The sequence below is a fragment of the Paracoccus angustae genome (assembly GCF_042648745.1).
GTDB lineage: Bacteria > Pseudomonadota > Alphaproteobacteria > Rhodobacterales > Rhodobacteraceae > Paracoccus > Paracoccus angustae.
In genome coordinates this window covers 32,782-47,515 of record NZ_JBHRXY010000017.1, presented here as the reverse complement: position 1 = coordinate 47,515, position 14,734 = coordinate 32,782, and the positions used below count along the sequence as shown (strand labels likewise).

The window sequence follows — 14,734 nt, the reverse complement described above, 5'->3', positions numbered from 1 at the left end:
GCCGACGGTCAGACGTGATAAACGTCGATGACCTGGCGGATGTAGTCGTTCTTCAGCACGATCTTCTTGGCCGCGATCACCATGCCGCCGTCGGTCCGGCGCAGGGTCACGAAGATGGTCCCGAAGAACTGGTCGGTGGTCTTGTAGCGGTGGTTCAGCGTGTGGAAGTTGTAGCGCACATCCACCTCGGACCCGCGGTCCGCGACCACCTCGACGTTGCTGACCGTGTGGCTGGTGCGCGGTTCCGGAGTGGACGCGCCCGAGCGTTCGGTCTTGATGCGGAAGACGCGGTCCTCCAGCCCCTCGCGGTTCGGGTAGTAGATCAGCGAGATCTCGGACTGCGGATCCTCGGTCGTCTGGTCGTTGTCGTCCCAGGCGGGCATCCAGTAGGACGCGTCGGGCGCATAGCAGGTCAGCCAGTCGTCCCATTGCCGGTCGTCCAGCAGGCGCGCCTCGCGGTAAAGAAAGGCGCAGATGGCGTGGTAGTCCAGGCCAGCGGTGACGGTGTGATCCAAGCTCATGCCGCTTCTCCCTGCTTTTCGCCCGCTTTCTCGGCGGCCAGCGCGTCGCGCATGACCCTGGCCCAGTACTCGTGCTGGCAGACGAACAGCCCCTCGTCCTCGCTGCGCTCGCCCGAGATGAGCGGCTTCAGGCCCATGCGGCGGGCGTTGTCGTCCGGCCCGTGGATCCACAAGGGCGCGCCGCGCGACATGTCGTTCCACAAAGGCGCGGCATAGGCGGTCTGGCAGGCGCGGAACTCCTCGAGGTCGTCGGATGTGCCCATGCCCGAGACGTTGAAGAAGTCCTCGTATTGCCGGATGCGGTGGGCGCGGTCGGCGGCGCTTTCGCCCCTGGGGGCGAAGCAGAAGATGGTGACTTCGGTCTTGTCCACCGACAGCGGGCGGACGACGCGGATCTGGGTGCTGAACTGGTCCATCAGGAACACGTTCGGGTAAAGGCACAGGTTGCGCGTCTGGTTGACGATGAAGCCCGCCTTGTCCTCGCCCAGACGGGCGATCAGATCGTCGCGGCGGTTCCAGACCGGGCGCACCTCGGGGTTCTTGGTGTTGGTCCACAGCAGGATATGGCCGTTGTCGAAGCCGTAAACGCCCGCGACCGACTTGGACCAGCTGTTGGCGTCAACAGCCTTGGTGCCGGTCTCGCTGCGGCGGTCCATGGTGGTGGCGTAGTTCCAGTGGACCGAGCTGACGTGATAGCCGTCGCAGCCGTTCTCCATCTGCAACTTCCAGTTTCCGTCGTAGATGTAGGAGGAATTGCCGCGCAGCACCTCCAGCCCCTCGGGGGCCTGATCGACGATCTGGTCGATGATGACGGTGGTTTCGCCCAGGTATTCGGTCAGCGGAGCCACATCGGCGTTCAGGCTGCCGAACAGGAAGCCCCGATAGGACTCGAACCGCGCCACGCGGGTCAGGTCGTGCGAGCCGTCGGTGTTGAACGCGTCGGGATATTGCGTGGTCTTGGCGTCCTTGACCTTGAGCAGCTTGCCGGTGTTGGAAAAGGTCCAGCCGTGGAACGGGCACGTGAAGCTGCCCTTGTTGCCCTGCTTGCGGCGGCACAGCATCGCCCCCTTGTGGGCGCAGGCATTGATGACGGCATTCAACTGGCCGGTCTTGTCGCGGGTGATGACGACCGGCTGGCGGCCGATCCAGGTGGTGTAATAGTCGTTGACGTCGGGGATCTGGCTTTCATGGGCCAGATAGACCCAGTTGCCTTCGAAGATGTGCTTCATCTCCAGCGCGAACAGATCCTCGTTCGTGAAGATGTCGCGGCGGCAGCGGAACAAGCCGGCTTCGGCGTCGTCCTGGACGGCGATGTCCAGCAGGCGGTCCAAATCGCGGGCCTTTTCGATGATCGCGGACATGAGTTCTCCCTCCCAGGGGCCAAGGCCCCTGCCATGATGACGATGTAACGGATTGGGCGGGCGGCCCTTCCCTCCGCGGGCCGCCCCGGGACGGTCAGGCGGCGGCGCGGCGGCGCTGTTCGTTGACCTGGTTGTCGATGCCGTCCACCAGCGCGGTCAGGTGGATGTCGAAGCTGATTTCCGCGAAGGGACCGTTCAGGCCGTTGGCGTGGATGCCGGCCTCGTCGGTGCGTTCCACCACATGCGGCACCAAGCCGTCGCGGGTGGCATAGGCGAAGTCGTCGTCGATCAGCGGATCGCCCTCGATGTTGATCTGGGTGGTCAGCTTGCGATGCCCGTCGGCGCTGATGAAAAAGTGGATATGCGCCGGGCGCTGGCCGTGGCGGCCAAGGGCCGTCAGCACCTTTTCGGTCGGGCTGCCGGGGGGCACGCCATAGCCCGAGGGCAGGATGCTCTGGAACTTGTACCGGCCCTGATCATCCGCGATGATCGTGCGGCGCATGTTGAAGGGCGCCTGCTTACCGGTCGGATCGAAGTGGGAATAAAAGCCGCGGGTGTCGCAATGCCAGACCTCGACCTTGGCACCGGGCAACGGCTTGCCGTCGGCTCCGTGAACGGTGCCGTGCATGATCAGCGTGTGGCCGTCCGTGTCGGTTCCGTCGTCCAGACGCGCAAAGCCCACCGATTCCGGGGCGCCCGCCACATACAGCGGGCCTTCGATGGTGCGCGGGGTCGGGTTCTCGATCCCCATGGCGGCGTCGATGGCGTCCAGCCGTTCGTCGATGAAGTGATCGACCCCCAGGCCGGGCGAGATCAGCCCCGCCTGCCCCGCCGCGCCCAGGTCGTTCAGCCAGGCCACGCCGGTCCAGTATTCGTCGGGCGTGATGTCCAGGTCGTCGATGGCGCGGAACAGGTCCGACATCAGGCGGTGCACGATCCGCTTCATGCGCGGGTTGCCGTCGTTGTTGTTCAGCCCGCTGAGTTCCTTCAGGAACGCCTGGATGTCGGGGCGGTCGAAAATGGTGACTGTCATGGTTTCTCCTCCTGGATTCGCTTGGAAACTGGGTGGGACCGGCCCCTCCGCCGGTCCTTGGGCGGTCAGCTGTCGTCCTCGCGGATGGCGGACGGGTGACGCAGCAGGGGCGTGACGGTGATCTCCATGAAGGGGAACAAGGGCAGGCCCGACAGGATGTCGTGAAGTTCGGCGTTGTCGGCCACGTCGAAAATGCTGACGTTTGCGTACTGCCCGGCGACCCGCCAGATATGGCGCCACTTGCCCCCGCGTTGCAGATCCTGGGAATAGGCCCTTTCGCGGGCCAGGATGTCCGCCCGTTCGTCGGCGGGCAGGTCGCGGGGCAGCCTCACGTCCATGGCGACATGGTAAAGCATCGTCACACCTTTATCGTCTTGCGGATGCCGTCGCGGGCGAAAAAGGCCACGCGGTCCTCGTCCAGGGTGATGCCCAGGCCGGGGCCGCCCGGCACCGTCAGTTCGAAGTCGCTGTAGTCCAGCGGCTCGGTCAGGATCTCCTCGGTCAGCAGCAGGGGACCGAACAGTTCGGTGCCCCACTGAAGGTTCGCGAAGGTGGCGAAGGCATGGGCGGAAATCACGGTGCCGACCGCGCCTTCCAGCATGGTGCCGCCGTAAAGGCCGATCCCCGCCGCGTCTGCAATGGCGGCGACCCGCAGGGCGTTGAAGGCGCCGCCGCTTTGTTCCAGCTTGACGGCGAAAACATCGGCGCCCGCCGCGCGGGCCAGATCAAAGGCGCTTTCCGGGCCGGTCAGCGATTCGTCGGCCATCAGCGCCACGGGAAAGCGGCGCACCAGCCGCGCCAGCGCGGCGGCGGACGCGACGGGCTGTTCCACCAGGTCGCAGCCCGCGTCGGCCAGGGCGGCCATGCCGAAGGCGGCCTCGCCCTCGGACCAGGCCATGTTCACGTCGACGCGCACCGCCGCGCGGTCGCCAAGCGCCGCCTTGATCCTGGCCACATGCGCGATGTCGTCGCGGATCGCGCGGGCGCCGATCTTCAGCTTGAAGACCCGGTGGCGGCGCCCGTCCAGCATCCGCTCGGCCTCGGCGATGTCGCGCGCCGTGTCGCCCGAGGCCAGCGTCCAGGCCACCGGCAGCCGGTCGCGCCGCCGCCCGCCCAGAAGCTCGCTGACCGGCAGGCCGACCCGCTTGCCCTGGGCATCCAGCAGCGCGCATTCCACGGCGGACTTGGCGAAGCGGTTCTCCTTCACCATCCGCCCGATCCGCGCCATCAGCGCCTGCACCCGCGTGGCGTCCTGGCCCAGCATCACCGGCGCGAACCAGGCGTCGATGTTGGTTTTCATGCTTTCGGGGCTTTCCCCGCCATAGGCCAGCCCGCCGATGGTGGTGCATTCGCCGATGCCGGCGATGCCGTCGCTGCAATGAACGCGGACGATCATCAGCACCTGCCCGTTCATGGTCGCGACCGACAGCTTGTGCGGGCGGATCGTGGGCAGATCCAGGATCACCGTTTCGACCCGCGTCACGACAGGGGCGGCGGCAAGAGACGGGGAAAGCGGGGCGTATGGCTGGTTCATGACGCAAGGATGCCAGCGGAACCCGCCGCCCGTCCAAGATCATTTGCGTTTGCAACGATACCCTGAAGGTATAATATGGCGGAAGGGTTTGGCGATCAGTGGTTTGGAACGCCGTCGCATACCCCGAACAAAGGCGATTTCGACGATTTGGAGGGCGGGCCGATGGATCTGCGGCAGTTGCGATACTTTGCCGCCGTGGCGCGAGAGCGGAATTTCACCCGCGCGGCCGAAATCCTTCACATCGCGCAGCCCCCGCTCAGCCGCCAGATCCAGCTGCTGGAGGAGGAACTGGGCGTCGCCCTTATCCTGCGCAAAACCCGGCCCATCAAGCTGACCGACGCCGGGCGGCTGTTCTATGAACAGGCGTTGCAGGTCCTGGGCCGCGTGGACCAGATGAAGGATGCGACGCGCCGGGTGGGAATGAACCGCAACCGGGTGCTGTCCATCGGCTTCGTGGCCTCGACATTGTATGGCGGGCTGCCGGTGCTGGTGCGCAAGCTGCGCCAGAGCGCGCCGGAACTGGACATCCAGTTGCTGGAGATGCTGTCGATCCAGCAAATCCCCGCGCTGAAGGAAGGGCGCATCGACCTGGGCTTCGGCCGGTTGAAGCACGCCGATCCCAACATCGCCAGCACCGTCCTGCGCGAGGAAAGACTGGTCGCCGCCCTGCCGCTGGACTCGCCGCTGGCGCGGGACGACACCCCGCTGCCCCTGGGCGCCCTTGGCGGGCAACGGCTGATCGTCTATCCCAAGGAGCCGCGTCCAAGCTTTGCCGACCAGGTGCTGGGCCTGCTGCACGAGGCCGACATCCACCCCCTCGACGTGCTGGAGGTGCGCGAGATCCAGACCGCCCTTGGCCTTGTCGCGGCCGAGTCGGGGATTTGCATCATTCCGTCCTCGGCCCGGCAGATGCGCTCGGACGTGCGCTTTCGCGTGATCGACAGCCCGCGCGCGATCTCGCCGGTGATCCTTTTCCACCGCGCCGGGGACAATTCGCGCTATCTCGACCTGGTGAAGCGCCTGATCCGGGACATGTACGCCGAAAAGCCCGCCTGGCTGGAGGCCAACAACCATCGCGCTCCGATCTCCGAGAACGGCGACCCGACCTCATCCGAGCGTTAGCCGCACCCGGGGCGATCGGACCCTTGCGGATGATGGCCGCGATCTCGGGCCTGCGGCAGGGGCAAGCACGATGTCGCGGGTGGCCGGAACGCCGAAGGGCAATGCCGCCGATGCATTCTTGAATGGCGCCGACGGACAAGCATCAGACCACCGTCCAGCCTCCGCGCGCCACCTTTGCCCGGCCGGTTCCTCGACAGCCGCCGGGGGGAAACCCCGGCGGCTGTCGCGCCGTCCGGACGGACGCCCGGGTTGCTGTCTCGGTCCGGCACGCCCGCGTTCCTGCGCGCGCGGGATGTCCGACCTGACATCCCCTGATGCGGCAATGGCAGGCGGGGGTGCCGCTGTTGCCTGGCGCTTTGTCTTGCAAGGGAACAGATGCACGGCGGCTTCCGAACATCGGCTTTGTCCGGTTCGACGCTGAACACACGGCCATGGCGCCTGACGCATCCGACGCTTGCCCTTGCTTCGCGCGTGGGCGCGCCCTGACTGCCGAGCGGACTCGGGTCCGGTTCTGGAGCGGCGCCGAAAACCGCTGGACGGCTGGCGGTTGATCCGCTACCAAGGCGCCAAGACTATCCGTTGGGGTGTCCCGTCGCGGGGCTGAGAGGTGCAATGCGCGCCGACCCATCGAACCTGATCCGGGTCATGCCGGCGGAGGGAACGGATAGGCAGACGCGCCGCCCGGTGCCGCATCCCGTCTGCCGCCGCCCGCCCCTGCCATGCCCCGAAACGCCGCAGGAGGGGCAGATGACACCAACCGTGTTGACCATCGCTGGGTCGGACAGTGGCGGGGGCGCCGGGATCCAGGCCGACCTCAAGGCCGTGTCGGCGCTCGGCTGCTATGGCGCCAGCGCCGTCACGGCGGTGACGGCGCAGAACACCCGGGGCGTGTCGGCCGTTCATTTCGTGCCGCCGGACCTGATCCGGGCGCAGATCGACACGGTTCTGGACGACATCGCCGTTCACGCGGTCAAGATCGGCATGGTCGGATCGGCGGCCGCGATCGCCGCGGTGGCCATGTCCTTGCGCGATTGCGCGGTTCCGGTGGTTCTGGACCCGGTGATGATCGCCAAGGGCGGCGACGCGCTGATGGAGGACGACGCCATCCCCGCCCTGGTCCGCGACCTGCTGCCCTTGGCCCATGTCCTGACGCCCAACCTGCCCGAGGCCGCGCGCCTGCTGGGCGGACCCGCCGCCGACACCGAGGCCGCGGCCATCGCGCAAGGCATGGCCCTGCGCGCGCTTGGCCCCCGCCATGTGCTGATGAAGGGGGGCCATGCGGCGGGCGCGCATTGCACCGACATCCTGGCCGGTCCCGGCGGCACGGCGCGCTTTTCCTCGCCCCGCATCCGCACCCGGAACACGCACGGCACGGGATGCGCGCTGTCGGCGGCCATCGCGGCGGGGCTGGCCCAAGGGCTTGCGGCGGCCGAGGCGGTGGGCCGCGCGCACCACTGGCTGCACGGTGCGATCCGGGCCGCCGACGATCTGGCGGTGGGCGGCGGCAACGGTCCGGTGCATCACTTCCACGCGCTGTGGCCGCGCCGGACCGGGGCCGCCGCATGACCGTGACCGTTGTCGGCGGCGGCGTTCTGGGCCTTTGCATCGCCACCGAGCTGAACGGGCGCGGCATTGCCGCCGCCATCCGCGACGACGCCCCCGGCCCCCGGGCCTGTTCCTGGTGGGCGGGCGGAATGCTGGCGCCCTGGTGCGAGGCCGAAAGCGCCGACAAGGCCGTCCTGCGCCACGGCCTGTCCGCCGCCGACTGGTGGCAGGGCCAGGGCGTCCCTGTCACGCGCAACGGAACGCTGGTGGTCAGCCTGTCCCGCGACGCAGGCGCGCTGTCGCGATTTGCCCGGCGCAGCGGGGGACACCAGACGCTCGACGCATCCGGCATCGCCGCCCTTGAACCCGACCTTGCGGGCCGCTTCTCCCGCGCGCTGTTCTTCGCGGAGGAGGCCCACCTGGCCCCGCGCCAAGCCTTGGCGATCCTGTCCGAACGCCTGCGGCGCACCGAAACGGCGACCGGCACCGTGATCGACTGCCGCGGCCTGTCCGCCCGCGACGCGCTGCGCGACCTGCGCGGCGTCCGGGGCGAGATGCTGGTGATCCGCTGCCCCGAGATCCGGCTGTCCCGCCCCGTCCGGCTGCTGCATCCCCGGATGCCGCTTTACGTCGTGCCGCGCGGCGACGGCGTGTTCATGCTGGGCGCCACGATGGTCGAAAGCGTCCGGCGCGGTCCGCCCACCGCGCGCGCCGTGCTGGAACTGCTGTCGGCGGCCTTTGCGCTGCACCCCGCCTTTGCCGAGGCCGCGGTGCTGGAACTGGGCGCCGACGCCCGGCCCGCCTTTCCCGACAACCTGCCCCGCATCCGCCGCGTGGGGGGCGTCATCCACGCCAACGGCCTTTACCGCCACGGCTTTCTGCTGGCCCCGGCGGTGGCCCGCATGGTGGCCGACCATCTTCAACACCAGACCAGACCGGAGTTCATGGATGCGGATCATCCTTAACGGCAGCCCGCGCGACGTCGCCGCCGCCACCCTGGCCGAGGCCCTGGCCGAGGCGGGCCTGACCGGCCGCATCGCCACCGCGCTGAACGGCAGCTTCGTGCCCGCCGCGCTGCGCGACACCACCCCCATCCGCGACGGCGACGCGATCGAGGCCCTGGCGCCGATGCAGGGAGGCTGAGCGATGCCGGTCTTCTATGGCACCACGGTGGAAAGCCCGCTGATGCTGGGCACGGCCGGCTATCCTTCGCCCAAGATCCTTGCCGATGCCTTTGCCCGGTCCGGCGCGGGCATCGCCACCGTGTCCCTGCGGCGCGAGGCGGGCGGCGGGCAGGACTTCTGGGCGCTGATCCGGTCCTTGGGCGTGGCCCTGCTGCCCAACACCGCCGGCTGCCACGGCGCGCGCGAGGCCGTGACCACCGCCCAGATGGCGCGAGAGGTGTTCGACACGGACTGGATCAAGCTCGAGGTGATCGGCCATGCCGACACCCTGCAACCCGATGTCTTCGGACTGGTCGAGGCCGCCCGCATCCTTTCCGCCGACGGCTTCAAGGTCTTTCCCTATTGCACCGAGGATCTGAGCGTCTGCGAACGCCTGCTGGACGCGGGATGCCAGGTGCTGATGCCCTGGGGGGCGCCCATCGGATCGGGACTGGGGCTGAACAACCCCCACGGGCTGCGGGCCTTGCGCGCGGCTTTCCCGGATGTGCCGCTGGTCGTCGATGCGGGCATCGGCCTGCCCAGCCACGCGGCGGCGGCGATGGAGATGGGCTATGACGCGGTTCTGCTGAACAGCGCCGTGGCCCGCGCGGGCGATCCCGCCGCCATGGCGGGCGCCATGGCCGAGGCCGTCCGCGCCGGACGCGCCGCATACCTCGCCGACCCGATGGAGCGGACCGACATGGCCATCCCCTCGACCCCCGTGATCGGGCGGGCCTTCCTGTGAGGCTGCCGCGTTTCTACCCGATCTTCGACAGCGCCGACTGGATCGCCCGCGCGCTGCCGCTCGGCGTGCGGCTGGTGCAGTTGCGCATCAAGGACCGGCCCGCCGAAGCCCTGCGGGCCGAGATCGCCCGCGCCCGCGACCTGTGCGGTCGGCACGGCGCGATCCTTGTGGTCAACGATCACTGGCGGCTGGCGATCGACCTTGGCTGCGGCTTCGTGCATCTGGGACAGGAGGATCTGGACGGCGCCGACCTGCCCGCGATCCGGGCGGCGGGGTTGCGGCTTGGCATCTCGACCCACGATGATGCGGAACTGGACCGCGCCCTGGCCTGCCGGCCCGATTACGTGGCGCTTGGCCCGGTCTGGCCGACGATCCTGAAGCAGATGAAATGGCACCGGCAGGGGGTCGAGAAGCTGACCGACTGGAAGGCGCGCATCGGCGGCATCCCCCTTTGCGCCATCGGCGGGCTGACGCCGGAACGGGCGCGGCTGGCCTTTGCGGCGGGCGCGGACGTGGCGGCCGCCGTGACCGACATCACGCTGAACCCCGACCCCGAGGCGCGCATCCGCGAATGGCTGGAGGACGCCGCGTGAGATATGCGCGCCAGACCGTTCTGCCCGCCATAGGCGAGGCGGGCCAGGCCCGGCTTGCGGCGGCGCATGTGCTTGTTGTCGGCGCGGGAGCCCTGGGCATTCCCGTGCTGCAATACCTGACCGGCGCGGGGGTGGGCCGCATCACGGTGATCGACCCCGACCGGATCGAAACCTCGAACCTGCATCGTCAGCCGATCTATGGCCGCCATGTGGGCCAGCCGAAGGCCCTGGCGGCGACCTTGGAAATGGCCGCGCTGAACCCGGACACCACCGTCACGCCCGTTGTGGCGCGGCTGGATCCGGCCAATGCGCCGGGTCTGGTGGCGGGGGCCGATCTGACGCTTGACTGCGCAGACAGCTTTGCCGCGACCTATACGCTGTCGGACGCCTGCCTTGCCGCGGGCCGTCCCCTGATCGCCGCATCCGTTCTGCGCACCGAAGGCTTTGCGGGCGGCTTTTGCGAGGGCGCGCCGTCGGTGCGGGCGGTGTTCCCGGATCTGCCCGCGCAAACGGGCACCTGCGCCACGGCGGGCGTGATGGGGCCGATGGCGGGCCTGATCGGCGCGTTGCAGGCGCAGATGGCGATGGCGGTGCTGCTGGGGCTGCACCCCTCGCCCTTGGGTCAGATGATCCGCTTCGACGGGTTACGCCCCGCCTCGTTCCGCTTCGACGGCGCGCCGGAACCCCTGACCGGCCACCGCTTCATCGCCCCCGGCCAGATGCGCCCGGACGATCTGGCGGTCGAACTGCGCGGCCCCGACGAGGCCCCCCGACCCTTTGTGCCCCACGCGCTGCGCCAGCCGGAACGCCTGCGTCCGGCGGACGGCCAGCGCGTCGTCTTTGCCTGCCGCTCGGGCCTTCGCGCTTGGGCCGCCGCCGACCGCCTGCGCCGCGACTGGCCAGGCGCCATTGCCCTTGTCGCCCTTGGAGATCCCCTATGAAGCCCCTTGCCCTGGTCCTTGCGCTGTCCGCCACCCCTGCCGCCGCGCAGGATCTGTCGTTGATGCTGGACTGGTTCGTGAACCCCGACCACGCGCCGATCATCGTGGCGCAGGAAAAGGGCTTCTTCGCCGAGGCTGGCCTGACAGTCGCCATCACCGCCCCCGCAGACCCCTCGGACCCGCCGCGGATGCTGGCTTCGGGCCAGGTCGATCTGGCGGTGGGATACCAGCCGCAGCTGCACCTGCAAGTGCATGAAGGCCTGCCGCTGACCCGCGTCGCCACCCTGGTCGCCACACCGCTGAACTGCGTGACGGTGATGGCCGACGGGCCGGTCCGGTCCATCGCGGACCTGAAGGGCCGAAAGGTCGGCTATTCGGTCCCGGGCATGGAAACCGCCCTGATGGGCGCCATGCTGAAGCGGGCGGGTCTTTCTGTCGACGATGTGGAACTGGTCAATGTCGGCTGGTCCCTGTCCCCCGCGCTGATCACCGGCCAGGTCGATGCCACGCTGGGCGGTTTCCGCAATTTCGAGATGACCCAGATGCGCCTGGAGGGCGCCGAGGGCCGCTGCCTGTTCGTCGAGGAAAACGGCATCCCCGCCTATGACGAACTGATCCTGCTGGCCAACCCGCAGACCATGGATCCCGACGCGACCGCCCGCTTCGTCGCCGCCATGGAGCGCGGCGCGCATTACATCCTCAACCACCCCGAGGAGGCCTGGCAGGTCTTCCGGGACGCACATCCCGACCTGGACGACGCCTTGAACCGGCAGGCCTGGGCCGCGACCCTGCCGCGCTTTTCGCAAAGCCCCGGCGCGGTGGACCACGCCCGTTATGCCCGGTTTGAATCCTTCCTGCGCGATGCCGGACTGACCGACAGCGTGCTGCCGGTCAGCGCCCTGGCCAGGGATCCCGGCGCATGAACTATGGAACCTGCTTTCCCCGGTGGCGGGCAGGCGCGCCCGATTGGGACGCCTATGTCCGCACGCCGTTCCTGCGGTCGCTGGCCGACGGCAGCCTGCCGCGCCACGCTTTCCTGACCTATCTGGCGCAGGACTACGTGTTCCTGATCCACTTCGCCCGGGCCTGGTCCCTGGCCGTCGCGAAGGCCGGCTCGCTGCCCGAGATGCGCGCCTGTTCGGCCACCGTCCACGCCCTGCTGGAAACCGAGACGCGGCTGCATCTGGACCTGTGCGCCCGCGCCGGGATCACCGAGGCCGAGCTGACAGCCACGGTCGAGGCACCGCAGAACCTGGCCTATACCCGCTATGTTCTCGAGGCCGGATACAGCGGCGATTTCCTGGACCTGCTGGCGGCGCTTGCGCCCTGCGTCCTGGGATACGGAGAGATCGGGGCGCGGTTGCTGTCCGAGGGCCACGATCCGGCTTATGCCGAATGGATCGAGACCTATGGCGGGACCGACTACCAGGCGCTGTGCCACGGCACCGCCGCGCTGATCGACGGCGCGGTGGCAAGCCGTCTGGGACCGCAGGCTCCTGCCCTGCCCCGCTGGCACCAGTTGCAGGACCGCTTTTCGACCGCCACGCGCCTGGAGGCCGCGTTCTGGACGCTGGCCGGGTGATGCGCCTTGCCGTGATCTTCGTGCTGCTGTGGCAGCTTGCCGTCACGGCTTTGCAGATCCCGCGCTTTCTGCTGCCCGGCCCGCTTGCGGTCGCGCAAGCCATGATCGACGGCCGGGCCGCCCTGGCCCGCGCCACCCTGACCACCCTGGCCGAAATCGCCGCGGGCTTTGCCATCGGCGCCTGCCTGGGCGTGCTGCTGGCGCTTGCCATGGGCTTGCTTGCGCCACTGCGCCGGGCCTTGATGCCGCTGATGACGCTCAGCCAGACAGTGCCGATCTTCGCCTTCGCGCCGCTTCTGACGCTGTGGCTGGGTTACGGCATCGCGCCCAAGATCGCCATCGTGGCGCTGATGGTGTTCTTTCCGGTGGCGTCGGCCTTTGGCGACGGGCTGTTGCGCACGCCCAGGGTGTTTCGCGAACTGGCCGACAGCATGGGCGCCACGCCGCTGGAGGCGATGCGGATCGTCCGCATCCCCGCAGCCTTGCCCGACCTTGCCAGCGGGTTGCGGATCGCCGCCGTTTATGCCCCGGCGGCGGCCATCGTCGGCGAATGGGTCGGCGGGTCGCGTGGACTGGGCGCGCTGATGATCCAGTCGAGCGGGCGCATGAAGATCGACGCGATGTTCGCGGCCCTTGCCGCGACGATCCTGATCGCCGTCATCTTCAAGGCCGCCGTGTCGCGTCTGGCGCTGAGGCTCGACCGTCATGCCGCCGGATCGGGTGAAGCCGCCTGACGGAACGTCGCCTGTTCCGTCCTCTCATGGGGGCGAACTTGCGATCATGCCGAGGCAGCGGAGGGACGGGCGTCTTCACGATCTGCTCGATCCCGGCGGGAAAGACGGCTTTTCCACGAACGCTCTTGCCGCCCGCGCCGAGATGCGGACCCGTTTCGTCCACCTCGCGGGCTGCACGGGGACCAGGACGGGGACCGCTGAGGGGAACCCGATGTTGCGCGTGGCGTTCCTGCCGACACCTTTCTGGATCATCATGGCCAAGCGTATTGCGATCGTGGGCACCGGCCCGACCGGCATCTATTCGTTGCAGCAGCTTTTGACGATCGGCGAAGCACTGTCGGTCACGCTGTTCGAAAAGGGCGAAAAGGCCGGGATCGGAATGCCCTATTCCCCCGAAACCGCCAGCAAGTCCATGCTGGCCAACATCGCCAGCGTCGAGATCCCTCCGGTGGTGGTTCCCTATCTCGACTGGCTGACAGATCAGCCGGCCGGCAAGCTTGCCGCCTATGGGCTGGACGCCGACGCCCTGGACGACCGGCAGTTCACGCCGCGCTTGTTGCTGGGCCAGTATTTCCGTGACCAGCTCCTGTCGCTTGTCAGGCGCGCCCGGGCCGCCGGCCACGTTATCGACATCCGCGAAAACACCGAGGTTCTGGACATCGTTCCGGGCAAGGGCGGCTTGTGCCTGCAAACCTCGGCGGGGATGTTCGAGAAGCCCTTCGACCGGGTGATCCTGGCCACGGGCCATGACTTTCCCGAAGACGACGACGCGCAAGACGGCTATTTCCCAAGCCCCTGGTCCGGGCTGATCCAGGCCGAGATCCCTCCCACCTCGGTGGGGATCATGGGCACCTCGCTCAGCTCCATCGACGCGGCCATGGCCGTTGCGATCCAGCATGGCCGCTTTCATCGCCAGGACGACGATCTGCGTTTCGACATCAACGCCGACACGGGCCTGCACATCACCCTCATGTCCCGATCGGGGATCCTGCCCGAGGCGGATTTCTATTGTCCGATCCCCTACGAGCCGCTGTCCGTGATGACCGACGACGCCGTTGCGGCCTGCCTGTCGGACAGGCGCCCGCTTGACGCGCTGTTTGATCTGGTCCGGGCCGAGCTTCTGGCCGCCGATCCCGCCTATGCGCTGCGCATCGGGCTGAGGGGCCTGGATGCCGACAGCTTCGCCCCCGCGTATTTCGCGGACCGCGCGGCTGCCGATCCGTTCCGATGGGCCAAGAAGAACCTGGCCGAGGTCGAACACAACAAGGCCAACCGGATCACCGTCCCCTGGCGCTATGCCCTGTTGCGGATGCATGAAAAGGCCGAGGACATCGTGTCGGGCCTGTCGGAGGAAGACCGCGACCGGTTCGACAAGGGCCTGAAGAAGGTCTTCGTGGACAACTACGCGGCCGTTCCATCCGAATCCATCCGCCGGCTGCTGGCCTTGCGGGATGCGGGCGTCCTGTCCGTTCTGGAACTGGGCGACGATTACGAAATGACACGATGCCAGTCCGGCACCACGATCAAGGCCCAGGGAAAGACCCACGAGTTCAGGATTTTCATCGACGCACGCGGCCAAAAGGCGCTTGAAAGCGCCGATCTGCCTTTCCCGACCTTGCGCGATGCGCTGGTGCAGGCGGGCCACGAGATCCCCGAGGTGGCATGTGATTACAGCCTGATCGGTCCGCCGGACTTCGCGGGGCGTGTTTCCCTTGGCTCGATCCCTTACCTGATGCACGACCGGCCCTTCGTGCAGGGGATCACCGCCTGCGCCGACATTGCGGCAGCCATTGCCCAGGGGGTCGCGAAAGGCAGGCGCAGGCGTCTCATGGGGTCGGTCGCGATCTGATCGGCAAACAC

At 68.3% G+C, this 14,734-nt stretch carries 16 protein-coding genes and 1 riboswitch; of the genes, 11 read left to right on the top strand and 5 right to left on the bottom strand.

The genetic code is table 11. The features are described from left to right. Positions 1–8: 8 nt before the first annotated feature. From benB to ACFOM8_RS16195, 5 genes are all read right to left on the bottom strand, one after another. Positions 9–521 (bottom strand): benzoate 1,2-dioxygenase small subunit, encoded by a 513-nt coding sequence (gene benB / locus ACFOM8_RS16215; protein ID WP_377763078.1) that lies wholly within the window; start codon positions 519–521, stop codon positions 9–11. Next, on the bottom strand, positions 518–1,882 hold the full coding sequence (locus ACFOM8_RS16210) for a Rieske 2Fe-2S domain-containing protein (RefSeq protein WP_377763076.1): 1,365 nt from the start codon (positions 1,880–1,882) through the stop codon (positions 518–520). The genes benB and ACFOM8_RS16210 overlap by 4 nt, the downstream gene beginning before the upstream one ends. A 94-nt stretch (positions 1,883–1,976) precedes the next feature. Next, positions 1,977–2,915, bottom strand: coding sequence for a catechol 1,2-dioxygenase (gene catA, locus ACFOM8_RS16205; protein WP_377763075.1), 939 nt, complete (start codon positions 2,913–2,915; stop codon positions 1,977–1,979). A gap of 65 nt (positions 2,916–2,980) precedes the next feature. Then, positions 2,981–3,271: a muconolactone Delta-isomerase gene (gene catC, locus ACFOM8_RS16200; protein WP_377763073.1), complete on the bottom strand. Its 291-nt coding sequence runs from the start codon at positions 3,269–3,271 to the stop codon at positions 2,981–2,983. A 2-nt stretch (positions 3,272–3,273) separates the two neighbouring features. Beyond that, positions 3,274–4,449: a muconate/chloromuconate family cycloisomerase gene (locus tag ACFOM8_RS16195; protein ID WP_377763072.1), complete on the bottom strand. Its 1,176-nt coding sequence runs from the start codon at positions 4,447–4,449 to the stop codon at positions 3,274–3,276. Between the two features lie 75 nt (positions 4,450–4,524). On the opposite strand from ACFOM8_RS16195, the gene ACFOM8_RS16190 reads away from it, so the two are divergent. The 11 genes from ACFOM8_RS16190 (at position 4,525) to ACFOM8_RS16140 (ending at position 14,723) form a co-directional block, all read left to right on the top strand. Next, positions 4,525–5,571 (top strand): LysR family transcriptional regulator, encoded by a 1,047-nt coding sequence (locus ACFOM8_RS16190; protein WP_377763070.1) that lies wholly within the window; start codon positions 4,525–4,527, stop codon positions 5,569–5,571. Positions 5,572–6,141: 570 nt separating this feature from the next. Beyond that, positions 6,142–6,248, top strand: a riboswitch (TPP riboswitch). A 70-nt stretch (positions 6,249–6,318) separates the two neighbouring features. Next, positions 6,319–7,137 carry a bifunctional hydroxymethylpyrimidine kinase/phosphomethylpyrimidine kinase gene (thiD, locus tag ACFOM8_RS16185; protein WP_377763069.1) on the top strand — a complete coding sequence of 273 codons (819 nt, stop codon included), beginning with the start codon at positions 6,319–6,321 and terminating at the stop codon, positions 7,135–7,137. After that, complete coding sequence (locus tag ACFOM8_RS16180) at positions 7,134–8,081, top strand: FAD-dependent oxidoreductase (RefSeq protein WP_377763067.1); 948 nt, start codon at positions 7,134–7,136, stop codon at positions 8,079–8,081. Before thiD ends, ACFOM8_RS16180 begins: the two co-directional genes overlap by 4 nt. Beyond that, entirely contained in the window at positions 8,065–8,259 is a 195-nt protein-coding gene (thiS, locus tag ACFOM8_RS16175; protein WP_377763066.1) for a sulfur carrier protein ThiS, read from the top strand. The genes ACFOM8_RS16180 and thiS overlap by 17 nt, the downstream gene beginning before the upstream one ends. A 3-nt stretch (positions 8,260–8,262) precedes the next feature. After that, entirely contained in the window at positions 8,263–9,024 is a 762-nt protein-coding gene (locus ACFOM8_RS16170) for a thiazole synthase (RefSeq protein ID WP_377763064.1), read from the top strand. Then, positions 9,021–9,617 (top strand): thiamine phosphate synthase, encoded by a 597-nt coding sequence (locus tag ACFOM8_RS16165; RefSeq protein ID WP_377763063.1) that lies wholly within the window; start codon positions 9,021–9,023, stop codon positions 9,615–9,617. The genes ACFOM8_RS16170 and ACFOM8_RS16165 overlap by 4 nt, the downstream gene beginning before the upstream one ends. Beyond that, positions 9,614–10,558 (top strand): HesA/MoeB/ThiF family protein, encoded by a 945-nt coding sequence (locus ACFOM8_RS16160; protein WP_377763061.1) that lies wholly within the window; start codon positions 9,614–9,616, stop codon positions 10,556–10,558. Before ACFOM8_RS16165 ends, ACFOM8_RS16160 begins: the two co-directional genes overlap by 4 nt. After that, positions 10,555–11,481, top strand: coding sequence for an ABC transporter substrate-binding protein (locus ACFOM8_RS16155; protein ID WP_377763059.1), 927 nt, complete (start codon positions 10,555–10,557; stop codon positions 11,479–11,481). Before ACFOM8_RS16160 ends, ACFOM8_RS16155 begins: the two co-directional genes overlap by 4 nt. After that, positions 11,478–12,140 carry a thiaminase II gene (gene tenA / locus ACFOM8_RS16150; protein ID WP_377763058.1) on the top strand — a complete coding sequence of 221 codons (663 nt, stop codon included), beginning with the start codon at positions 11,478–11,480 and terminating at the stop codon, positions 12,138–12,140. Before ACFOM8_RS16155 ends, tenA begins: the two co-directional genes overlap by 4 nt. Next, on the top strand, positions 12,140–12,874 hold the full coding sequence (locus ACFOM8_RS16145) for an ABC transporter permease (RefSeq protein WP_377763118.1): 735 nt from the start codon (positions 12,140–12,142) through the stop codon (positions 12,872–12,874). Before tenA ends, ACFOM8_RS16145 begins: the two co-directional genes overlap by 1 nt. Positions 12,875–13,127: 253 nt before the next feature. Next, positions 13,128–14,723 carry an FAD-NAD(P)-binding protein gene (locus ACFOM8_RS16140; RefSeq protein ID WP_377763057.1) on the top strand — a complete coding sequence of 532 codons (1,596 nt, stop codon included), beginning with the start codon at positions 13,128–13,130 and terminating at the stop codon, positions 14,721–14,723. The last annotated feature ends 11 nt before the right edge of the window (positions 14,724–14,734 follow it).